Below are 21,378 nucleotides of genomic sequence, written 5' to 3'. Positions count from 1 at the left end.
ACCTCAAACCTCTATATGAGTAGTGCTGTTACTCTTAACTCCAGTAGGTAGACTAGCTTAAAATCTGCGAAAGTCTTGCGGTGAGATAATCCGAGAGTAATTTCAAGGGGAAATTTCCCCTTAAGTTGACACCAATGGGCACTGCCGTACCCTCATATCATATTAATTCTCATACTCCTGCCTTATTTCTGATGGTTCTCGTAAGCCTCAACAATGCGCTGAACCAGAGGATTACGAACCACATCTTGAGTGGAAAGTTCGCAAAACGCAATCCCATCAACGGGGCGGAGAATTTTTTGTGCCACCCCTAATCCTGAATCTTGATTCGGTGGTAAATCGGTTTGGGTAACATCTCCAGTCACCACCATCCGAGAACCAAACCCCAAGCGAGTTAAGACCATTTTCATCTGGGCTGGGGTGGTATTTTGGGCTTCATCCACAATCACAAACGCATTATTCAGTGTTCGTCCGCGCATATAAGCTAACGGTGCTACTTCAATAATTCCCCGTTCCATTAAATTGGGAATTTTCTCCCCATCAATTAGTTCATATAAAGCATCATAAAGCGGACGTAAAAACGGATTGACTTTCTGTTGTAAATCTCCCGGCAAAAATCCTAACTTTTCCCCCGCTTCTACAGCCGGTCGGGTTAAAATAAGGCGTTCATACTCATTTGCCAGTAATGCGCGGGTTGCCAATACCACCGCCAAAAAGGTTTTCCCAGTTCCCGCAGGTCCAATACAAAACGTCAAATCATGAGTAAGAACCGCTTTAACGTATTGGCGCTGGCGAAACGTCTTGGCGCGAATCACATCACCGCGACGGGTACGCGCCAGTACATCTTGATGTAAATCCTGGAGTTCATCCTGACGGTGAGTATCCAAAGCATGAAACGCGGTGCGAATGTCCGCCTCTTCAATCCGTTTACCCTCCAGCCAAAATGGTTTAAGCGATCGCACCACAGACGAGACGCGCTCAACTTGTTTTTGAGTCCCCGAAATGAGCAACTCCTGTCCCCTTAATACCAGACTCGCGCCAGTGCGTTGAGAGAGCAACTTCAGATTACTCTCGCGATCGCCCGCCAGTACCATAGCACTCTGGACACTCGGTAATTCAATCGTTGTCGATACTTCACTCAAGGTTGATCATCAGTTATCAGTTATCAGTGAGCAGTTATCAGCGAGTAGGGTGGTAGTGGCGTGACCCAACTAAAATAGGACTTTGTTTGTAGTGAGAACTTTAGTTCTCTCTCCGCCTAGCTGGAGAGGGCTAAAGCCCTCACTACGAACCCAATCTATCTCACCATTTTAGGTGGGTCACACCAGTAGGGTGTGAAAGCGCTTGCGTAACGCACCTTAACCAGTATATCGGGTGTGGCTGCGTAAGTCTTGCAACTATTAGCAGGCAGAGAAAACAAAGGACAAATGACAAATTACCAATGACAAATCAAAAACGAGGCTTAGAGTTAGGTTTAGGCAAGGGTAAGCGTCGAGGCGAACCTTTCCTCCCCTGGGATCTACTCCCGGAAGGGGTCTCACGGCGGGATGTGCCACCCGACTCATCATAGATATCCAAATAGACCGATTCACCGGCAATCTTAGCCACCCCTTGGATAACGGTGCGAATTGCCTGAATATTACGACCGCCTCGACCAAACACTCGCCCCTTGTCCTCTCCGTCAAACGCCAGCCGAATCCAGACCCGATTATTAGCATGGGCGCGTTCACAGTCTAAACTCAGCGACGTGGAAGACTCTAAAAACGGCTCAACTAAAAATCGCACCAGACTCCCATAATCCGGGCTGGTTTTCCGCCCAGGTTCAGACACTGGCTTGTTCAAGGACATTGGCTTTCTTGAGAATGCTGCGAACGGTATCTGTGGGCTGCGCTCCGTTTTTCAGCCACTTGGCAATAGCGGGGGCATTCAGAGTCGTTTGATCGGTTCTGGGATTGTAGAAACCCAACTCCTCTAAAGGACGCCCATCCCGACGGACACTACTCTCAATCGCCACAATGCGATAACTCACTTCACGCTTTTTGCCGAATCGTTTTAATCGAATTTTGACCATAGTTTCCAATAACTCACCTGTTTGATTTTACGCGATAATTATAGATTTAGGGGATTCGTCATTCGTTATTCGTCATTCGTCCTTTGTTGAGTTCCCCATCTTCCCCTGCTCCCCCTGCTCCCCCTGCTCCCCCTGCTTCCCCTACACCCTTATCTTCGTCAAAGCTGACCAAACCCTTTCTTCTTCTTCGCCTTTTTCTTCTTCTTCGTTGGACCGCTACCCCGCCAACCTTGTGAGGCACGATTGCCCATCCCGCCACCAAACATATCACCCATTCCGCCCATTCCGCCCATTCCGGGAAGTCCGCCCATTTGACCTTGACCCATCTGCTTCATCAGCGATCGCATCTTGGTAAACTCACTAATTAGACTGCTCACCTCACGCTCACTATGTCCTGAACCTCGGGCAATGCGGCGGCGGCGACTGGGAGAACCAGCCAGCAAATCCGGATTACGGCGTTCCTCAGCCGTCATCGAATTAATCATCGCTTCCGTTTGCTTGAGCTTGCCTTCCCCTTTTTCCAGTTGATCCGAACTCAGCTTACCCATTCCCGGCATCAGCTTCATCAACCCACCCAGGGAACCCATGTTTTTCAACAGCCGCATTTGCTTCAAGAAATCGCTGAAGTCAAACTGAGCATTGAGCATTTTCTCCTGCATCTGGGCGGCGTCAGCCATGTCAATTTCTTCTTGGGCTTTTTCCACCAGCGTCAGCACATCACCCATGCCCAGAATTCGCGATGCCATGCGATCGGGGTAAAATGGCTGTAGTGCTTCTACCTTTTCACCCACACCGACAAATTTAATCGGCTGACCCGATACCTGGCGCACAGACAAGGCTGCACCCCCTCTCGTATCGCCATCCAGCTTGGTCAGAATTGCCCCTGTAATCCCAATTTGTTGATTAAACGTATGGGTTAGGGTTGCCGCCTCTTGACCCGTCATTGCGTCAACAACCAGCAGCACCTCGTCGGGTTTAACATTGTCCTTAATCTGGGCAAGTTCCGCCATCATCTCGGCGTCGATTTGCAATCGTCCCGCCGTATCGATAATCACGGTATCGACACCCGTTTCCTGGGCACGGGCAACCCCCTGACGGGCAATTTCTACGGGGTTAGTATCTGTCCCCATTTCAAAGACAGGGATATTAATCTGTTCACCCAATGTCACCAACTGGTCAATTGCTGCAGGGCGATAAACGTCTGTCGCCACCATCAGACAACTGCGGTTTTCCTTGCCCAAGTGTAAAGCTAACTTAGCCGTTGCCGTGGTTTTACCGGTTCCCTGCAACCCTGCCATCAGCACAATAGTTGGTGATGTCTCTGCCTTAGCCAAGGGAACATTACTTTCCCCCATCACCTGCACCAGTTCATCGTAGACAATCTTAATAAACTGTTGGTCAGGGCGGACGCCAGCGATAACATCAGCGCCCATGGCATTGCTTTCCACATCAGCAACAAATTTTTTGACAACTTGCAGGTTCACATCTGCCGACAGCAAAGCCCGACGCACCTCTTTCAGGGCGTCTTGAATATTGGTTTGAGATATCTTGTCTTGACCGCGTAGTTTCTTCCAGGCGTCTTCTAAGCGTTCGGCGAGAGCATCAAACATAGTTAACGTTAATCTTAAAGTTTAGTGTTACCAGAGATAGGGTCGGCTTGCCGTGACTTCTTACACAATAACGCTTTAGGGGATTTGTCTACCAGTTCTTTTGATCGACTGGGCGACTTGAGTCTCAATGATACTGGCTGAATTTTTCATTCCTCACGGACATTGCTACCTCTGGAAGCCCGAACTCGTCGGACTTCATTTGGTTTCCGATGGATTGATCACAGTAGCCTATTACTCAATTCCCCTGCTGTTGATTATTTTCCTGCGCCAGAGACAAGATATTCCCCTTCCCTCTCCAGCACAGTTAGCCCAGATCAACCAGCAATTAACCCAAGAAATTCAGCAACGCCAACAGACTGAAGCAATATTACGCGATCGCGAACAGCGGTTTCGGGCGATTTTTAACCAAACCTTCCAGTTTATGGGGCTTCTCACTCCTGAGGGTAAGTTGTTGGAAGCCAATCAAAGGTCGCCCCTACAACCATTCGTAAAATAAACGGATTCCATCTAATTTTCACGCTAAAACAGGGCGACCCGATTCAATTGAGTGGAAGAGAGTTATTCATTAATACCAGCGGGTCGCCCCTACAACCATTGGTCAACAATCAATTATCGCACAAGTAGCGATCGCGTTCTTCAACTTCCGGGCTAGTCTGAATATAATCCCGTATCCAGTCACACCCCTGTTGGAGAACAGGATTGACATCCACCACCTGATCCAACTTCCAGAGAATCACCGTATGATCTAAACTGGCAGAGGCGAGAATCTGACCATCGGGACTAAAAGCAACATCAAAGACACGATCCGGATGACCGGGTAATGTGGTGATGAATGTGCCATCACTGCGCCACAGTTTAACCGTGTGATCCCAACTGGCTGAAGCGAGAAATTGACCATCGGGGCTATAGGCAACACTTTCCTCTATTTGTAGGGTGGGGAGAGCGCAGCGTAACGCACCTTGACCACCCTAAGTGGTGATGCTGCGTAAGTCCTGTAGGTTTTGGGCATTTTGTCAATTTTTATTTGTATAAATAAAAATTGACATGAATTATTTTTTTTGACAAAAATGCCGTAAAATATAGAGAAGAAAGATAAAAAATATTTAATTTAGGTTGGTTTAAAGTAATTATGAATACATTAATTATTTTAGCTGAAGTCAGTATTGTCATAATTATTTTCTTGGGTTTGATTTGGCTTGTGAGTAAGTCGTCAAAACTCTTGATTCAATACCGACTATTTAAGATCGAGGCGCAACAAGTCAAAATGATGCGTCGGAACATCACCGGATTGTTGCTTCTGACTGCCTTGGTGCTGTGCCTGGTGATTGTCGGTGTTAATGGTTTCCTGATCTATCAAGGAAAAGACCTACAAAAATATACACTCGACCTGATTAGGCTGATCCCACCCAAATTTTGGCTAACCTTGGCAGTTGGTATGGCTCAAAGTCTTGGTGCGGTCATTTTAGCGGCGATCGCTCTAGCCTTGATCAAATACTGCCTCAAACTAGCTAGCACTCGCGCCAAAAATATAGACAGCAGCACCGCCGATGATGAAAGTATTGATGCTTTTTTTGCCGAACTTTATAAAAGAATCAAATGGGGGAGTTGGCTGTGGATAATCGGTTGCTGTAGTCTGTTTCTCAAGTTACCCGCCGTAATTTCTGACTATCTTTTTGTCGCCTTACGCATCTATTTAATCATCGCGGTTGGATTACTGATCATTAAAGCAGCAGCCGCGATCGTGGATATCCTAGATGCGCTCAGTATCAGATACTCCAGCCCTGATAACCTATTAAGATTTTACGATCGCCTACGCCACCTGCTCCCCTTTTTGAAGCGGTGTTTGGAATTGGTTCTCTACGCCTGCATCGCTACACTGGTAACGCAGCAGATTGAAGTCATCGCCAATCTGTCCGATTTGTGGCTGCGAATTATCAAAATCATTACTATGGTATTCTTGAGCCGGGTATTTTATGACGTGGTTTATTTACTGGCTGAAGAATTAGTCTTTAAAGAGAAAAATTTGACCGAGAGGCAAACAGCCAGACGCTTAACCATGATTCCACTGTTTCGGAGTTTATTGCGATACTCAATTTATTTCACTGTTGGGGTTTCTATTCTCTATACTCTCGATATTAATCCAACTCCTATCCTAGCGGGTGCGGGTATTGTTGGTTTAGCGGTAGGGTTTGGCGCTCAAGAACTGATTAACGATATCGTTTGTGGCTTCTTTATTCTGTTTGAAAACTACTATTTAGTCGGCGATTATATTGAAGCGGGGAAAGCAGAAGAGAAAATCGTGGAAGGTACTGTAGAAGCAATTGAACTGAGAACCACCCGCCTCAGACATCCCAATGGTCAATTACAGATTATTCGCAATGGCGCGATTGGCTCGGTAACGAACTACTCCAAAGAATACACTTTTGCCGTCGTAGAAGTTTGCGTACCCTATAATGCCAATTTAGCCCATGTCTATCAAGTTGTTGAGGAGCTTGGAAAGGAGTTAAACGCCAATTATCCTGATGTCCTCGAACCCACACAAGTCGAGGGTGTGGAAAGTCTAGGGGAGTCTAATTTGTTGCTAAAGACATTAACAAAGGTAAACCCGGGAAAGCATCTTCAAATCCAGCGCATTCTGCGGCAGATGTTTATGGATACCTTGCGATCTGAAAATATTCTATTACCGGCTCCGATTAAAAATGAAGAATAATTTATAGCAACGTAGGGGCAAGGCATTGCCGTGCCCTTACCCGATATTTTAGTTAGGTTTTGTCCCTGAAACGAACCGACAAAATTTACAAAAAAAATGGCATAATTTGATAGACAATTAATTCAGGTAATGTTAGAATATTTTCTGGTAATATAAAAACAAAACCAACAGACAATAGGAGACTATGTTAACTGAACGGCAAACAAAAAAAATGACAAGATTATTCCAAGTCTATGACGCTGATGGAAACGGCAACGCCCACCCGTGTCAACTTAAGCCATAACCCTTACCCATTCTAATTTTCAGCTACGGGGTTTCTGCTCCCTTGGTTCTTGTAAAGGGCGGGTTTATTCAAGTTATCAGTTGGGTGCCATAAGTTATCTGTAAAACCCGCCCCTACACCCCCTCATAAGGGTAGGTTTTTTAAGATTGGGGTTGAGGTAAGACAAGGGAGACAGGTAGACCATCACTTCGACTTCGCTCAGCGACCGTAGACAAGGAAGAGTGAGAACGAAAAATCGGGCGTTTCGGCTTTTAGAAGTGAGTTTGACCGAACCTAATTTTGTACGGTTTTTCCCCCTTGTCTTCTTTCCATCCTTGTCCTCCAAGTCTAGTCCCAACCATAAAATAAAAAACCTACACCTGTAAGCCCTACACCCCCCGCTCTAAGAGCTTTTTACCTTAAGTTGACACCAATGGGCAATGCCGTGCCCTTACCCGATGTAGCTGAATCAAAACAACTCCCTATTTCGGAAGAGTCTGAGAATCTAGATAATTTGTAGCCTCTAAAATTATCAAATTCGTGTCATTTTCTCAATCAAAGACTGATGTTGAGGATAAAGCTTAGTTAACTCCTCTCGTTTAGCCAACTCAAAATCATTAAAATCAAAACCGGGATGTACGGTACAGCCCACCAGTGCATAAGATTGCGGATCATTCACCGTCGAGCCAAACCAACATCCCGCTTTGACTAAGGCTTGAAACACCTCACCCTCGTCAAAATTATCACCTAACTTGATCGGACAATAGTTTCCCGATTCCTCAATAACATGAACCGTTAGTGAACTCCCGGCATAAAAATGCCATAACTCATCGGAATCGAGGCGATGCAGCGCCGAAAAATCAGTTCCCTCTAATAAAAAATAGATGGCGGTTGCAGAATTCCGAGAGTCTTCAAATCGTTTGGGTAGATTTTCGTGAGGTATTTCTTGCTCACAACGATAAGTCTCCTTGTAGTACCCTCCTTCTGGATGTTTTTCAAGTCCAAGCTTTTCAATCCAATAGTTAGCGTTTTTAGTTGACATAGAGTTTCTCCTTAGAAATCATAATTTTATCTGTAGGGGCACGGCAATGCAATGCCTGAGCATTTTGGCATCATCAAAACCCTTGATCCAAAATCCGCCTTGTAACCGCCTTGCGTCACTTTACACTTCTTCTAGTTTATCGAGTTTTAGCCTCTCGCTCCCATCCCGTGCATCTCTTATGTTAGCAATTCTCCCTATTCCCTAAATATCTGGTTCAATGAGTTGAAACCTGTCGAAAAAACACCATCACCTATTAATTTAACCAGATTCTTTTCGGCTTGGATATCACAGTCAAATAGGGCTGTCCATTCAGCATAAGTTAAATCTCCATCTGTGATTGGTTTAAGCGTCAATGTTGCCACATAGTTCTTTAAGGGCATGGGTGATTCTAGAATTGAGTAGGAGAATAAATAATCTAAGTCGCTGAGAGCCAATAGCTTTTCGCGAATAGTACCCCCTTCTTTGAGATTGAAATGACGAATACAGTTAACTTTATCGCTGGGCTCACCATCTTCTATGAAACTGTTAGCAATAGCTGGATGCCAGTTAGGCAGAGCATTAAAATCTCTGATCTTCATCCATACGTTATCAATAGGAGCATTGATAACAGAACTTGTAAACACTCTAACCATTATGTCAATTTTCCCTCTACTCTATTATCCAAGAGCTGATTAGACAGAATCTATGTTTCAGCTACTCGTTGCCCTATTATACATCCCAGACTCCGAACTTCAAAATGTAGCAAGTAGTAAGTAGGTTGGGTAGAGCGAAAGCGAAACCCAACACCATTGTTAGCCTATTGGGTTTCGTTCCTCAACCCAACCTACGAGGCTAAAATTGTATCGGGCGACTCTTATCATCAAGTGCCTGCCAAAACAGATTGATATCCTCAGTTTTGATCTGTTGCGCCATGCGATAAACCCCAGGTTCTATTGCTGTTTCCGTTGTCGCCAGTTTCACTAATCCTAGCAGTTGCATCGTGACAATGGGATCAATATATTCTGTTTTTACTCCTTTCTCATGCTTGGCAAAAAAGTTGATCACAAAGCCATCGGCTAACAGGACTAATCGTTTCGACTGCCCGTTAAACTGAATATGATAGATTGTACCAATATCCTGGTGAATCGATTTACGAATTGAAAGACTGCTTTTAATCTTACCCCGAATCCATGCCGCGAAACCAGACGCCCAGGTATCAGGCTGGGCATCTTTCAATCCACTAATCTTGAGCAATTCAGGATATTGTTTAAGTTGGGCAACGAGGGCATCAGGTGTTTTCCCAGAAGCCAAAACTTGACGGATCATATCCATGTCATCGTCGGCGATAAAGCACATCTGTTGTTCATAACACCTCGTATACCCGGTCAACTGTTGCTGAATATCTATCGTCTTTTCGGAAAGAACCGCTAACAATTCATCCAGAAAAGCAATGGCTTTTTTAAATTCATAATCCTTGGATGAACCACTAACCAGGACAAGTTCATCAACCGGATTTTCATTGTTATTTCGGGTTAAAAAGGCATTGATGTCATACTCATCGAATACAGGTAGCCCCGTCATGCCAATTATGGTATCAACATGGTTCTGAATCAGGCGCGTCACTTTTTTGAACGAGAGTACCTGTTCTGAGACTAATAACGTGACTTTTTTGGATAAATTGCCGTTACTAAAGAATTGAATCATCCCTTGTCCATTGGGCAAGAATTCCATTTTCTCTGCCACATACCCAGACTCCTGTCTGATAGAATCCCATAACTGATTCAATCTGTCCAGTTCTTGCCATAGCATCTCCAAGGAAATGTCTGGATGTGGGAAAGAATTGGTAAAGACTAATTCCGTAAAGGAGGCGTAGGGGGAAGAGGGCGAAAAGAACTCGCGCACGGATTTCTCCAGCGTCTGGTTGTATAGGTGCAGACTACGATTGCCAAACGACAAATCGATAATCACCGGTAAACAGTTGTCTTCGACAACATATCGACCCAAGTTTAAGTAATCAACTTTTATGGCTGCATAGGGAAACCTTTCGCTGTCAATTTCTCGATAAAAGGCGTGATCGACAATATCTATGGCAAACACATTACTGGTGCTATTCTGCATTTCGGTAAGTTCTTCAACCAGTCGAGTACCGATTGCCCCATTGCCACCAATAACTGCCACTTTACGGGTTTCAAATGTGGGCAATCCTAATCGACCTAATGCCGTTGACGTGGAGTCAATAATTGCTTGTGAAACTCCTTTTGCCTCAAAAATAGTTTTGATGTCATCCCGTGCGGTTGAGAGTACCGGCAGCAAGGCTTTTCCTTGATTCGATTCAATTGCTGCCAAGTCTCTGCGTTCTCCAGCCCCTGTCACTTCAACGGCACCAACTATTATCCTTTCATCCACAGCTTGTTTGAACAGGGAATGCCAAGGATGGCTGGAATCGTTATAAATTTGATAAATCAGAGGGATGGCATATCCGCCATCTTCATAAATCAAAAATTTGGTCTTTTCTTGGAGACATCGTTGAACACTGCGAACCAGTTCGGTTTCCACTAAGGTTGTCATTGCACTCATATAGTCCCGATTCACGTTCGAGTCGTTATATAAGTCGGTAAACAACGCTTCATCAGCACTCAAAAGAAAAGAGGATTGCTTAAAGTCAAATCGGTATTGCGTCGGTTCAATCGGATGTTGAATCATGCGTAAACATCGATAGCTTTGACTCGACACATAATCTAACATTCTCATGGTGGGCCAATTGCTTTCACCATAGGGAATGCCAATAAAGGCATCAATGGTAAATCCTAATGCCTCTAGGGTTTGTAACGTCATCACCACTTCATGGGTGCGATGATGAAGTACCAACAGATGATAGGGATTCTGCTGGTGCAGGCTGGATTTTTCCGGCAAATTAGTATAAATATGCTGCTGAATCGGCATATTTATGCTTGATATCAAGTATTTAACCTGTTTGTGAACCGACTGTTGATCCTCTGCGATATCGATAAAAATATCAGCGGTTGTGGTTGAAGCGGCTTGATCATAATGTATGCCCTTTACCTGCCACTGAATAAAAAAGGTTTGCTGTTGTGAGTCGTACTGCTTATGCACAACTAAGCTACCCCCTCGCCCTAATGATTCAGGAGTGCCGATAATTTCAAATTGATCAGAAGAAACCTCTTCGAGTAGACGGCTATTCCCAATTTGGGAGAAGAGAGTATGCAAAATTATCGCCCCAGACGGCGTTCCGGGTTTGAGAACCGTTTCCAGGATGTCAGGAGTGGCAAAGAAGGCGAGATCAAGGTCTTCTTTTTCGGGGACAGCATCTAAAATTCGGTCAGACCCCGATAAGATGAAGTTATGTTGCTCCCTGATAATCAGTTTTTTCTCTAAGGGAATAATGCTGTCCGACTTATAAGCCTCAGCCGCCAGTTCTTCGGCTAAAAAATAAAGGTAGTCATTGGCGAGTTCTCGATCAAGCGTCATACAAATACTTCTGGGTCTCAGGTTTTTATTGATGTATCGAACATATTACATCCTATCTATATCCCATAACGGTTTAATTAATATTTTTTTTACAAACAAACCAAATTAGCTATAACTCAGACAAATTTTCCATGATATTGCACCAAAAAAAACTTAAGTGTAAGATTATAATTGCCCTGATTAACTTGATTGTTTTATTAACACAATTAAATTACGATTAACAATCATGATCTAATCCAACAGCTCTCCTTGCAAATGCACCCGGAGGGAGGTTACTACTCTGAGGCATATCGTTCTAGCATGATGATTGAAACCGATCGAGTGGGGCAAAAACGTTCAGCCATGACTTCGATGTATTATCTGCTCACAGATGACAGCCCAATCGATTACTTTCATATCAATAAGTCCGACATTATGCATTACTTCCATGGGGGTTCCCCAGTGACTTATTTGCTCATACCTCCAAATGGAAGACAACTTTTATCTTAGTTTACTCTATCCTAACTTGTCACTATACCAGCGCGAAGCGCTATAACCACCGTACCATCGTTGGGGTTCTAGCCGCCCAAGTGGATAAATATAGCAAGGTGTGAGACTCGAAGGGTTAATTTATACCGTTGCCCACGATATCACAGCCCGCAAACAGACTGAAGAAAAATTACACCTGCTCGAACGTGCGATCGCGGCGGCGAGTAATGGTATCGTAATTACCGATGCTCAAGCCCCTGATCATCCCATTGTCTATGTCAACCCAAGTTTTGAGCGGATTCTTGTAAAGGTTTAATTTTAGTCAGTCTTACCAACGTTGTATTATTGGAAAAGGTTGATTTAAAAGTTCCATGTTAACGCGGTCCAGCTTCAATCGCAGAATTAGCGATGTTGACCATCATCGCTTCGGCTTGATTGACATCTGTCCCCATCCCTTTTAAGGCAATTCGGTAATGGGTATCTCGCCACACCCATTCAATCACCGATGGTGTACAAAAACCCTGACATCGACTTGGTGTAAAGTATCCCCATATATTATTGGTGAGAGGGATTTTTTTGATAAATCCATCGCTGGGAGAATAGTTGGGATTCACTGGCGTAGCGCTAAATGCACCTACAGTACAATCCGGGATTCCATTGCAGTTTTGCTTTAATCTTAAGGCAATACTATAGGTATGGGGTGACCTAAAACTATTTACATAAATCCGCTGTTTAAACTTCGGCATTTGGCTGGGTAATAAAATCAATGTATCGGTTTGTTGCTGGAGTTGCGGTAAGACAGGGGTGAATATATTCGCTACGGGAGGTTGTTCTGATGGTGTGCTAGGATTAGCGCGATCGCGATTAATTAACTGTCGCGCCATCTGATGAGGAATTCCATAACTAGCCAGGGTGCTAGGAGTAAATGGAGTTTGGGTTGACGCGATCGCGTGCCATTGATTATTCTGATTGATCACAACCGTCTCTCCAGTACTATTGTCCCAAAACCATTGCGCGATCGCGTAATTATCAACAACTGTAATTTGAGTAACTTCTGGAGACAACCGAAACCCATTACCCCTTTCCCATAAATCCAGGAGTACAACTTTCCGAATCACTCCCGTATCATCCGCTACAGCAGGAGTCGCTTCTGTCAATATTGTCAGCACTGGATAACTAGCCAATAGAATCAGGCTGGCGATGCACCCAAATCCAAAACTAACCTTCATAATTCCCTGTCTTATGCGAAAATGGTCGTAGTTGCGCTTGAGCGCCGATCACACTCACCCATCAATTAAGATAGAACTATTCATAACTTCTATAGCATACAACGATGGAGCCAAATTTAACCCTAATTATGTCTAAATTCCTTGTCCTTTCAGATTGTAGAGACGTTGCATGCAACGTCTCTACAATGTTTTTGGGGGTTGACTAAAACGGTTCAATATAGGGCGAGCCGAACAAATTGAATGGAATAGAGTTGTTCATTAGTGCAAGCGGCTCGCCCCTACACACACACCCCATTTTGATGCAAGCAGGTATCTGTGTCGGAATATCAGGGTTTTGGGATTCCGAAGCGATCGCGCGAATTAGGGCAGGTTCGCACCCGATATGATACTCTGACTCGGCGCCATAGTGTTACGATGTCGGATACATGATCAGCTATGGCTTACACTCAGAACAGATGTAGGATGCTACCTCTTTGTGTACACTCGAAACGATTTTGAGCTTAAAAGCGTGGAAAAGGGTATATTTTTTAGTATCTGTTTGGGATTAATGGGTTGGGTGGCTCAACCGACTTTGGCGTTACCTCCCCCAGATGACGTACCCGAAGAGGTGTGGAGAACCGAGATAATCACCGAAGCGCGATCGCCTATCGATGGGGAACTGCTTACAGCCGCAGAATACGCCCAACTTAAAGCTGAATTAGCCCAGCGGTCAACCCCCCCGGAACTCGATCCTGAGATCCGGCAAAGTGTTTTTCAGCTACAACTGCTTGATCTGCTGCGGACAGTCACCCCGTTTTAAAGTTAAAGTTCATTAGCACAATAATGCCAAACTTGTCAACCATTTTTACCGGGGCGGGTTTCACTAATGTAGATGTCCGATAACTTGACTCACATCCGCCCTTCTAGGAGAAACCCGGGAAAATTTTTTACAGGTGGGTCATTCAAGACACCGGGGTCAAATTCCGTTTATGCTTGCCACAGATAGGATACCGAGAATAGGATGATGAAGAGTATTCTCTCAACGTCTATTTGGATCACGATTGTGGCAAACCGACAGGTTATAACTCTTGCTTATACCCCAATTTCCCCCGAATGTGTAGAAAAAACAAAAAAAGTATATAAATATTAAAATTATTTAACACCCATTTTCCAATCACTGAAGTAGATACCTCGATGTTTCCCATGATTGCCCCTGAACAGATTGACCGAATTGTCTGGAATCAACATCATGACCCCTTTGAGATACTGGGTCCACACCGATTAGAACAGGATGGAAAGACCACCTGGGCAGTGCGGGTGTATTTCCCGAATGCTGACGCCGTGTGGGTTGTGCTGCCAGAACAACGCCAAGACTATCCGATGCAATCAGTGCATCATCCCCACTTTTTTGAATGTCAGATCGATATAGAGGAACTGGCAAACTACCAGTTACGCCTCAAAGAAGGCGAACATGAGCGGGTTATCTACGATCCGTATGCCTTCCGTTCGCCACGCTTAACCGACTTTGATCGGCATTTATTTGCCGAAGGGAATCATCATCGCATCTACGAGAAACTAGGAGCCCATCCCACGGAAATAGATGGAGTTCAGGGTGTCTACTTTGCCGTTTGGGCTCCGAATGCTCGCAACGCTTCGGTTTTAGGCGATTTCAACCACTGGGATGGGCGCAAACACCAAATGCGGAAGGGTGACACTGGTATTTGGGAACTGTTTATCCCAGAAGTGGCAGTTGGCGACCATTACAAGTATGAAATCAAAAACTATGACGGGCATATTTACGAAAAATCTGACCCCTATGGTTTCCGCCAAGAAATCCGCCCCAAAACCGCCTCGATTATTGCCGATCTTGATACCTATACCTGGAATGATCAAGACTGGATGGAGCAGCGCCGCCATACCGATACGCTGACTCAGCCAATTTCTATCTATGAAATGCATTTAGGCTCGTGGCTGCATGGTTCTTCAGCCGAACCCGCCATTGGCGCGGATGGCAAGCCTGAACCCGTAGTTCTGGTGTCTGATCTCAAACCGGGAGCGCGATTTCTCACCTATCGGGAATTGGCGGATCGCTTAATTCCTTATGTTAAAGATTTGGGTTTTACCCATATTGAGTTACTCCCCGTCGCCGAACATCCCTTTGACGGCTCTTGGGGCTATCAGGTAACCGGATACTTTGCCTGCACCTCTCGTTATGGGACACCTGACGATTTTATGTATTTCGTGGATCAGTGTCACCAGAATGGGATTGGCGTGATTGTGGACTGGGTACCGGGTCATTTCCCCAAAGATGGTCATGGTTTAGCATTCTTTGATGGGACTCACTTGTATGAACATGCTGACCCGCGTAAGGGTGAACATAAAGAGTGGGGAACCTTAGTTTTCAACTATAACCGCAACGAAGTCCGTAACTTCCTGGTGTCCAACGCCTTGTTCTGGTTTGACAAATACCACATCGATGGAATTCGTGTGGATGCTGTCGCCTCGATGCTGTACCTGGACTATTGTCGTAAACCGGGAGAATGGGTGACGAACCAGTATGGGGGGAGGGAGAACATTGAAGCCGCCGATTTCCTGCGACAGGCGAATCATGTAATCTTTAGCTATTTTCCTGGTATCCTCTCCATTGCCGAAGAGTCAACGGATTGGCCCATGGTGTCTTGGCCCACCTACGTTGGCGGATTAGGCTTTAATTTGAAGTGGAACATGGGTTGGATGCACGACATGCTGGATTATTTCCACATGGACCCTTGGTTCCGCCAGTTCCACCAGAATAATATCACTTTCAGTATGTGGTATCACCATGCTGAAAACTATATGCTGGCGTTGTCTCACGATGAGATTGTGCATGGTAAGAGTAATATGCTGGGCAAAATGCCTGGGGATGAGTGGCAAAAGTTTGCCAATATCCGTTGCTTGTTTACCTATATGTTCACTCATCCCGGCAAGAACACCCTGTTTATGAGCATGGAGTTCGGTCAGTGGAGTGAGTGGAATGTCTGGGGCGATTTAGAATGGCATTTACTGCAATACGAACCCCATCAGCAGTTGAAGCTGTTTCTGAGTGACTTGAATCAGGTCTATCGACGAGAATCTGCTCTCTATACTCAAGATTATGCTGAAGCCGGGTTTGAATGGATTGATTGTAGTGACAATCGCCATAGCGTGGTGGCATTTATCCGCCGTGCTAAGGATTCTGAAGAGTTTGTTGTCGCGGTTTGCAATTTCACACCTCAGCCCCACAGCCACTATCGAGTCGGGGTTCCAGAAGTGGGCTTCTACACGGAACTGTTTAACAGTGATGCTCGCGAGTATGGTGGGAGTAATATGGGGAATTTAGGCGGTAAGTGGACGGATGAATGGTGGTTCCACAATCAACCCTATTCTCTGGACTTGTGTTTGCCTCCCCTGGGTGTGTTAATTCTCAAGCTCAACCGCGAGAAGACAGCCGATGCTCTAAAATCGGATCAGTCTTGATTGACTATGCTAGGTTAGCTAGAAGTCTCCCGTCAGGTTAAAAAAGACGGGAGACTGATTGCTCCATAACCAGGTTGCCCAAGGTGATCTAAAAGTTGATCTAACCGAATATAGGAAATCATTGGTTACAATGGTCGATGTTAGTGGTTGTTGAGATGCTGATAGTTATAGAAAGCGTAGGTATCAAATAAGGCTGCCACAAAGCTACAGGTTAAGCTAATCACGAACAACCCTTCCACGGAACAGCCGTTCCCAAAAATCGCCAGAAACTGTAACAAATCGTTTGCGCCTGTTTGACCAAGGGTTTCCAAGCCAGGAACCCAGCTCATAGTGCATAGAAAGGCGAAAAATCCCAAGAAGAGGACAACGGGAGCAATAAAGCTGAGTAGGGCGGTTAAAGCGAGGGAACGAATCAATGTAGGTAGAGTAGTCATAAAATAATTAGCTCGGTATGGCAAGTGAGTGAACAGAACGTTAGCGTCGCCGTTAATCGGCGCTCTGTATATCAGAATAGGCGCGATCGCCGCCAATAACCGAAATTGTCAAAAATCTTAAATCTTCATTAAGAATCTTGGTAAAACTCCGTAAATTTTACCAAGCAGACAAGGATAGATTAGAGTATATCGCCCTTTCGGGTGATGTCAATCCACTTCAATGTTGAGTACATCGGCGGGTATTTGGTTGATCAGATAACCACAGGATGGTTTTTGTTGGTCAAGGGATTGACAAGGGGGAGGAGAGGGGGGATGGAACCAGAGGTGATCAAAGTCGTTCCAGAGGCGTTGTAACTGTAAATTAATCGCACTGTCGGCTAAAATGCCCATGACGACCTGATTGATACCCAGTAAGTCGGGTAAATCACCCTTAACATAAATTTTGCCACTAATTACCGCCGCATCCAATGTTACAGAACCCGTAATGATATCTCTCAGGGTTTCAGCATCGCTGCAAAAGTGAACGGGTTGGGGTTCTGTCAAGGATTCGATGCTAACCTGCAACGGCTCATCTCCCTGCGCCCACAGTTGCAACTGAGTTCCATCTAGTTCAATGACAGCCGTTTTGCCAGAAACAGTCTGAACCAACCTGCGCCATGTCGAATTTCCTTGGCTACGCAGGATTTCTACAAGGCGATATAACCATTGTGCTAACTGTTCATTATTTGTCATTTGTCATTCGTCATTTGTCATTCGTCATTCGTCATTCGTCATTTGTCATTCGTCATTCGTCATTTGTCATTTGTCATTTGTCATTTGTCATTCGTCATTTGTCATTTGTCATTTGTCATTTGGTTGGGGCGGGTTTTGCAGCCAAGCTAGGGATAACAATCAATATTAGTCCCTAAACCCGCCCCTACACACAGACGCTCCATGGCTCGTCTTGGAACATGGCTTCCCCTGCTCCCCCTGCTTCCCCATCTCCCCCTGCTCCCCCATCTCCCCCAGCTCCCCCATCTCCCCCACTATCGGTTACGAATAAGTCGGAATCGGCGGTAAATCCGGTGCTTCCTCAAGGTTGCTCATGTTATCCTCATCAATCTCACCTGTCGTTAGGAAGCGGAAGGTTTCCTGATACAAACTCTTCCAGAAACGATTCGTCATTCCCTGACTCACTTCTGTCGGGTCTACCATAGGATGAGGCACAAGGTCACTCGCTGGATAGAGATAGTAGTGGTGTCCTTTGTCTTTACCACCTAATTGATTAAAGAATCTCTGGTTGGTTTTCAGATCAGCCGCGTCTTCGTTCTCGGTTAATACCAAAAATGTGGGAATATTCTTTAACGCTTCTCTGTTTTTATCACTCCGAACAAAAGCACCAAAACGGTTAGCAGCGGTCAAACAGCCTACCGGAAAACTAACATTTTGTTCCCAAGAAAATTCTCTCAAGTCTAAGGGACCCGTGAGGTTAATGTAACGCTCATTAATTTCATTAGACACTTCCAAAAGTGGAGCATACGCTACCACCTTTTTAATTCGGTCTGGTCGAGACGCCGCTAGTCCGAGGGCAACGGCACCACCGACAGAGAGTCCTACCGTATAAACCGGTCCTGGCATTGCCTCTAATTCTGCCAGACGTTCCTGTGCATCTGTCAAATACTTCATATGAGACGACGTGAAATAGCGATCAAAATCTGGGTCATTGGGTCGCTCAATTGCCAATGCCATATCTAATAGCTGGGGTGCCATTTTGATAATCCGACCAATCAGCGCCATCTTCTGAAACGTGGTCAATCGTTGAAATTGCCCTTGCGATTTATTATCACGATTGGACAAGAAAAGGTCTAAAACGGCATCTTTTCGGACTTCATCACGGAGGGGATCACGAAATTCTGGCTTGAGGTCAACTTGGGGCCAATAACTATCGGGTGGAATAAACCCATGACCCGCCAAAGGAATTTGATAAATATTGAACCCGTTGCGGAAGAGGTAGTCACCCACCAGAAACATTTGCATCGGTTTAGCTGAAAAGCCGTGAAAGATCATCACTGTTCCACGAATTGATTCTCCCGGTTCATGCATCTGATAAAAGGGAGCAACTCCTTCGCGTTTGTATGGATGAGATATCCAAGAAATGTAGTAGTTTTCAATCGATTTTTTGGTTTTAGCAATTTGATCAGCCGTTGGAGTAATCATGGTGTTTGCGTGTTGAGTGTTGATTGTTGAGTGTTGATGGTGTCGGGGTGGGTTTGACGATTACCGATTCTGGACTCACCCAAATGTAACAAAACCCGCCCCGACTGTTGCTGCGCTGCGCTCAAGGACATGGTTTTGAATGAACTCGATAATTCTTTGAGCGCGTATTGCCGTTCTCAATTTTTAGGGACTACATGAATTAATGTCACCCAGAGGCAAGTTAGGAAAGCGTCTACATCTCTCCGTATTTATCTAACAGGGATTTAAATTTTTCCAGATTTGCAGGTCGGTAATCGAAAACTTTTTGCCAACGTTGTTTAACACTCTCATGCAGATCATCAAAGTCATCACTAACTTGGCGAATCTTGCGTCCAGTTTTTAATGTTAATCGACCGATAAAACTCTGCGGCTCATTGCTAAACATGATAGTTGAGTCAGGGTAAACGCCATATTTGTTGGCATCAGCATCATATTCGATGACGCTTGGATCAAGTTCCAATCCCAGACGTTGTTGCTGACGCAGTTGTTCAATGGAGTCAATCATCCACTGCAACGCTCCATCGGAGAAACCAACTTGTTCTTGAGATCCACCGCCCACTGATCCATGAACACCGGGAAACCAGACTTGACGCAGGAATTGATCCACGGGCTGACCCTTATATTCGCTCCTGCGGCTTTTCTGCATGGGTGTGACATAGAAAACCTGACGCTGCTCATCAATAGCAACAGCGTGTAGCGCATTCTTAATAATCGGACTTAATGAGGTATCGTGGAAGGCGTATTGTTGGTTAATCTTTCGGTCTAAGGAGAGAGAAGCCGATAAATCTGGGATTCCCAGGGCACCGACGGTGTCCCAGCAGGCAAGAAGCGTAATCGGAACTTGCTCAGCCTTATTTTCTTGGCGAAACTTTTCCATCTTGTAGGCATCGGGTTTATCCTCACCCTTACGGGAGCGATAGTTCTCGTAAGCTTCAGGAGCTTTGCGAATCTTTTCTCGCGGTAATAGTCCTGAATTAAAGATCATTCCGGCTAAACTGCGAACGGTATAAGCACCGCGACTGAACCCAAACAAATAAATTTCATCACCGGGTTCATAGTTTAAGCACAGAAAACGATAGCCATCTTGTATATTGCGATCAATTCCTTTGCCAAAAGCGCCACCCAAAATCTTGGCAAATGGGTTTTCTGTCCCAATTCCCTCATCATAAAAAATAAGCTGGGGAATATCTTGACTACACCTTACTTTAATCGCTTGGGCAATTTTAACCACATTAGTTGGATAAGGACTTGTTAGCTTCTGCCAGGTGCCGTCACAACAAACAACTAAACGCTTCATTGATTATTTATCCTCAAAAAAAATGAATGGGTATAAACGGTAGATTTTCCCTTGGCTATAATGACTGATTTAAGGATCTAGGATGAACCATGTTAGTAGGATTGAATCAATCAGTAATGCCCATAACACTATATTTCCCCAAAATGATGGGGGTTGACGAAATTGTTGTCGTTTAACCAGCAAAGACACGCCTCCTTGATTATCCGCGAGGAGATCATCATTAATAAAAAAGCTGACTTCGCTGCCAAACTTTAGTGTAAAGGAAGTGCTTTGGGCTTTAGAGCGGGCAATTTCTGGTGTTGCATATACACCTGTTGTCGGTACGCTCACGATAAATTCACTGGAGGTGATGTTATAGTCATTTATCCATCCAGTTGTACAATTTTCGCCATTTTCATCACATTCATAGACGAACCCCCAGCGACTCCAGGCTTCATACATCCCGCCTTGAGATTGACCAATAAACTGAATCTCATAGGTACCCGGTTTTAAATATTTAATGACGGGGTTGTCATTATCGTTAATTCGTGCATCAATATTAATAATCGTGACATCACGAGAACGAGTCAAAACTGATTGCCCGGATTGAGATTGGCTGGTCATAGTTCACCCTCTATAAATTCTGCTGGCTACTTGCTCAAAAAGACAGTTCAGCTTAATGAATCACTAACACTCAAGTTTCTATAATGTCTGATGAGTTCCCCCTAAGCCAACATTCGTTTGTGTTTCTTAATGAAACCTGTTCAGGACTTACGCAACTACACCATCTATAGTAACAATGGTGCGTTACGCTGGGCTAACACACGATGGCGGCGTGACCCTCCTAAAATAGGGCTTTGTTTGTAGTGAGAACTTTAGTTCTCGCTTCGCCTAGCTGGAGAGGGCTGAGGTTCCCTCACTACGAAGCAAATCTATCGCACCATTTTAGCTGGGTCAGTCCACTACTGGCGTGGCACACCTTATTTGGTAGATTAGCTTGGTTTTGTAGTAAGGGATGCGAGCCCTATATTCTGTTGGGTTACTCTTCGAGAAGGCTCCGCCTACGTTCCAAGGGCCCAACCGACAATCTTACGCAGCTACA

General features: G+C 44.9%; 21 protein-coding genes and 1 pseudogene. 7 read left to right on the top strand and 15 right to left on the bottom strand.

The genetic code is table 11. The features are described from left to right. Nucleotides 1-182: 182 nt before the first annotated feature. From RIG27_RS09445 to ffh, 4 genes are all read right to left on the bottom strand, one after another. Complete coding sequence (locus RIG27_RS09445) at nucleotides 183-1,139, bottom strand: PhoH family protein (protein ID WP_446344543.1); 957 nt, start codon at nucleotides 1,137-1,139, stop codon at nucleotides 183-185. 307 nt (nucleotides 1,140-1,446) lie between these two features. Then, complete coding sequence (locus tag RIG27_RS09440; RefSeq protein WP_446344541.1) at nucleotides 1,447-1,827, bottom strand: KH domain-containing protein; 381 nt, start codon at nucleotides 1,825-1,827, stop codon at nucleotides 1,447-1,449. Continuing rightward, nucleotides 1,820-2,068 (bottom strand): 30S ribosomal protein S16, encoded by a 249-nt coding sequence (gene rpsP / locus RIG27_RS09435; RefSeq protein WP_446344539.1) that lies wholly within the window; start codon nucleotides 2,066-2,068, stop codon nucleotides 1,820-1,822. Before rpsP ends, RIG27_RS09440 begins: the two co-directional genes overlap by 8 nt. 158 nt (nucleotides 2,069-2,226) lie before the next feature. Next, on the bottom strand, nucleotides 2,227-3,678 hold the full coding sequence (ffh, locus tag RIG27_RS09430; RefSeq protein WP_446344537.1) for a signal recognition particle protein: 1,452 nt from the start codon (nucleotides 3,676-3,678) through the stop codon (nucleotides 2,227-2,229). Nucleotides 3,679-3,805: 127 nt separating this feature from the next. On the opposite strand from ffh, the gene RIG27_RS09425 reads away from it, so the two are divergent. Next, nucleotides 3,806-4,174, top strand: coding sequence for a hypothetical protein (locus RIG27_RS09425; RefSeq protein WP_446344535.1), 369 nt, complete (start codon nucleotides 3,806-3,808; stop codon nucleotides 4,172-4,174). A 109-nt stretch (nucleotides 4,175-4,283) separates the two neighbouring features. Here RIG27_RS09425 and RIG27_RS09420 read toward each other — a convergent pair whose 3' ends face one another. Both RIG27_RS09420 and RIG27_RS09415 read right to left on the bottom strand, forming a co-directional pair. After that, nucleotides 4,284-4,415 carry a hypothetical protein gene (locus tag RIG27_RS09420; RefSeq protein WP_446344533.1) on the bottom strand — a complete coding sequence of 44 codons (132 nt, stop codon included), beginning with the start codon at nucleotides 4,413-4,415 and terminating at the stop codon, nucleotides 4,284-4,286. Then, nucleotides 4,416-4,604, bottom strand: a pseudogene (locus tag RIG27_RS09415) (WD40 repeat domain-containing protein); the annotation flags it as partial. It lies immediately after the preceding gene. 203 nt (nucleotides 4,605-4,807) lie between these two features. On the opposite strand from RIG27_RS09415, the gene RIG27_RS09410 reads away from it, so the two are divergent. Beyond that, the gene (locus RIG27_RS09410) at nucleotides 4,808-6,388 is read left to right on the top strand and encodes a mechanosensitive ion channel family protein (protein ID WP_446344531.1); all 1,581 of its coding nucleotides are present in this window, start codon (nucleotides 4,808-4,810) and stop codon (nucleotides 6,386-6,388) included. Between the two features lie 794 nt (nucleotides 6,389-7,182). Here RIG27_RS09410 and RIG27_RS09405 read toward each other — a convergent pair. The 3 genes from RIG27_RS09405 to RIG27_RS09395 all read right to left on the bottom strand — a co-directional run bounded on the left by RIG27_RS09405 (nucleotide 7,183) and on the right by RIG27_RS09395 (nucleotide 11,160). Then, nucleotides 7,183-7,692: a cupin domain-containing protein gene (locus tag RIG27_RS09405; RefSeq protein WP_446344529.1), complete on the bottom strand. Its 510-nt coding sequence runs from the start codon at nucleotides 7,690-7,692 to the stop codon at nucleotides 7,183-7,185. 194 nt (nucleotides 7,693-7,886) lie between these two features. Further along, complete coding sequence (locus RIG27_RS09400; RefSeq protein ID WP_446344527.1) at nucleotides 7,887-8,324, bottom strand: SRPBCC family protein; 438 nt, start codon at nucleotides 8,322-8,324, stop codon at nucleotides 7,887-7,889. 199 nt (nucleotides 8,325-8,523) lie between these two features. Continuing rightward, a complete protein-coding gene (locus RIG27_RS09395) occupies nucleotides 8,524-11,160 on the bottom strand; it encodes a hypothetical protein (protein ID WP_446344525.1) in 2,637 nt (878 codons plus the stop codon). Between the two features lie 210 nt (nucleotides 11,161-11,370). Here RIG27_RS09395 and RIG27_RS09390 point away from each other — a divergent pair, with 210 nt between their 5' ends. Together RIG27_RS09390 and RIG27_RS09385 are read left to right on the top strand one after the other, a co-directional pair. After that, a complete protein-coding gene (locus tag RIG27_RS09390; RefSeq protein ID WP_446344549.1) occupies nucleotides 11,371-11,649 on the top strand; it encodes a cupin domain-containing protein in 279 nt (92 codons plus the stop codon). A gap of 100 nt (nucleotides 11,650-11,749) precedes the next feature. Further along, nucleotides 11,750-11,944, top strand: coding sequence for a PAS domain-containing protein (locus RIG27_RS09385; RefSeq protein ID WP_446344523.1), 195 nt, complete (start codon nucleotides 11,750-11,752; stop codon nucleotides 11,942-11,944). A 58-nt stretch (nucleotides 11,945-12,002) separates the two neighbouring features. Here RIG27_RS09385 and RIG27_RS09380 read toward each other — a convergent pair whose 3' ends face one another. Next, a complete protein-coding gene (locus RIG27_RS09380) occupies nucleotides 12,003-12,857 on the bottom strand; it encodes a hypothetical protein (protein ID WP_446344521.1) in 855 nt (284 codons plus the stop codon). 508 nt (nucleotides 12,858-13,365) lie between these two features. Here RIG27_RS09380 and RIG27_RS09375 point away from each other — a divergent pair. Then, a complete protein-coding gene (locus RIG27_RS09375; protein WP_446344519.1) occupies nucleotides 13,366-13,656 on the top strand; it encodes a hypothetical protein in 291 nt (96 codons plus the stop codon). Between the two features lie 383 nt (nucleotides 13,657-14,039). Next, nucleotides 14,040-16,331 (top strand): 1,4-alpha-glucan branching enzyme, encoded by a 2,292-nt coding sequence (gene glgB, locus RIG27_RS09370; RefSeq protein WP_446344547.1) that lies wholly within the window; start codon nucleotides 14,040-14,042, stop codon nucleotides 16,329-16,331. A 140-nt stretch (nucleotides 16,332-16,471) separates the two neighbouring features. Here the strand turns inward: glgB and RIG27_RS09365 are convergent, their stop codons facing one another. Both RIG27_RS09365 and RIG27_RS09360 read right to left on the bottom strand, forming a co-directional pair. Continuing rightward, on the bottom strand, nucleotides 16,472-16,765 hold the full coding sequence (locus RIG27_RS09365; protein ID WP_446344517.1) for a hypothetical protein: 294 nt from the start codon (nucleotides 16,763-16,765) through the stop codon (nucleotides 16,472-16,474). A 207-nt stretch (nucleotides 16,766-16,972) separates the two neighbouring features. Then, nucleotides 16,973-17,497 (bottom strand): SCP2 sterol-binding domain-containing protein, encoded by a 525-nt coding sequence (locus RIG27_RS09360; RefSeq protein WP_446344515.1) that lies wholly within the window; start codon nucleotides 17,495-17,497, stop codon nucleotides 16,973-16,975. On the opposite strand from RIG27_RS09360, the gene RIG27_RS09355 reads away from it, so the two are divergent. Continuing rightward, on the top strand, nucleotides 17,473-17,673 hold the full coding sequence (locus RIG27_RS09355; protein ID WP_446344513.1) for a hypothetical protein: 201 nt from the start codon (nucleotides 17,473-17,475) through the stop codon (nucleotides 17,671-17,673). The genes RIG27_RS09360 and RIG27_RS09355 overlap by 25 nt on opposite strands. A gap of 124 nt (nucleotides 17,674-17,797) precedes the next feature. Here RIG27_RS09355 and RIG27_RS09350 read toward each other — a convergent pair whose 3' ends face one another. The 3 genes from RIG27_RS09350 to RIG27_RS09340 all read right to left on the bottom strand — a co-directional run bounded on the left by RIG27_RS09350 (nucleotide 17,798) and on the right by RIG27_RS09340 (nucleotide 20,900). Then, on the bottom strand, nucleotides 17,798-18,961 hold the full coding sequence (locus tag RIG27_RS09350; RefSeq protein WP_446344511.1) for an alpha/beta hydrolase: 1,164 nt from the start codon (nucleotides 18,959-18,961) through the stop codon (nucleotides 17,798-17,800). 232 nt (nucleotides 18,962-19,193) lie between these two features. Beyond that, nucleotides 19,194-20,297, bottom strand: a complete 1,104-nt coding sequence (locus tag RIG27_RS09345) for a DUF2235 domain-containing protein (RefSeq protein WP_446344509.1) — start codon at nucleotides 20,295-20,297, stop codon at nucleotides 19,194-19,196. A 69-nt stretch (nucleotides 20,298-20,366) separates the two neighbouring features. Beyond that, nucleotides 20,367-20,900 carry a hypothetical protein gene (locus tag RIG27_RS09340; RefSeq protein WP_446344507.1) on the bottom strand — a complete coding sequence of 178 codons (534 nt, stop codon included), beginning with the start codon at nucleotides 20,898-20,900 and terminating at the stop codon, nucleotides 20,367-20,369. Nucleotides 20,901-21,378: the final 478 nt, after the last annotated feature.

The organism is Coleofasciculus sp. F4-SAH-05, from assembly GCF_040222985.1.
GTDB lineage: Bacteria > Cyanobacteriota > Cyanobacteriia > Cyanobacteriales > Coleofasciculaceae > Coleofasciculus > Coleofasciculus chthonoplastes.
The sequence above is the reverse complement of the archived record's forward strand: the minus strand, read 5'-3'. Positions and strand labels throughout refer to the sequence as shown.

Bases quoted from the DNA above. Each gene is read 5' to 3' on its own strand.
- RIG27_RS09380 (WP_446344521.1), bottom strand. From the start codon at position 12,857: ATGAAGGTTAGTTTTGGATTTGGGTGCATCGCCAGCCTGATTCTATTG.
- RIG27_RS09405 (WP_446344529.1), bottom strand. From the start codon at position 7,692: ATGTCAACTAAAAACGCTAACTATTGGATTGAAAAGCTTGGACTTGAA.
- ffh (WP_446344537.1), bottom strand. From the start codon at position 3,678: ATGTTTGATGCTCTCGCCGAACGCTTAGAAGACGCCTGGAAGAAACTA.
- RIG27_RS09425 (WP_446344535.1), top strand. From the start codon at position 3,806: ATGATACTGGCTGAATTTTTCATTCCTCACGGACATTGCTACCTCTGG.
- RIG27_RS09345 (WP_446344509.1), bottom strand. From the start codon at position 20,297: ATGAAGCGTTTAGTTGTTTGTTGTGACGGCACCTGGCAGAAGCTAACA.
- RIG27_RS09360 (WP_446344515.1), bottom strand. From the start codon at position 17,497: ATGACAAATAATGAACAGTTAGCACAATGGTTATATCGCCTTGTAGAA.
- RIG27_RS09410 (WP_446344531.1), top strand. From the start codon at position 4,808: ATGAATACATTAATTATTTTAGCTGAAGTCAGTATTGTCATAATTATT.
- RIG27_RS09365 (WP_446344517.1), bottom strand. From the start codon at position 16,765: ATGACTACTCTACCTACATTGATTCGTTCCCTCGCTTTAACCGCCCTA.
- RIG27_RS09400 (WP_446344527.1), bottom strand. From the start codon at position 8,324: ATGGTTAGAGTGTTTACAAGTTCTGTTATCAATGCTCCTATTGATAAC.
- RIG27_RS09340 (WP_446344507.1), bottom strand. From the start codon at position 20,900: ATGACCAGCCAATCTCAATCCGGGCAATCAGTTTTGACTCGTTCTCGT.
- RIG27_RS09350 (WP_446344511.1), bottom strand. From the start codon at position 18,961: ATGATTACTCCAACGGCTGATCAAATTGCTAAAACCAAAAAATCGATT.
- rpsP (WP_446344539.1), bottom strand. From the start codon at position 2,068: ATGGTCAAAATTCGATTAAAACGATTCGGCAAAAAGCGTGAAGTGAGT.
- RIG27_RS09395 (WP_446344525.1), bottom strand. From the start codon at position 11,160: ATGACGCTTGATCGAGAACTCGCCAATGACTACCTTTATTTTTTAGCC.
- glgB (WP_446344547.1), top strand. From the start codon at position 14,040: ATGATTGCCCCTGAACAGATTGACCGAATTGTCTGGAATCAACATCAT.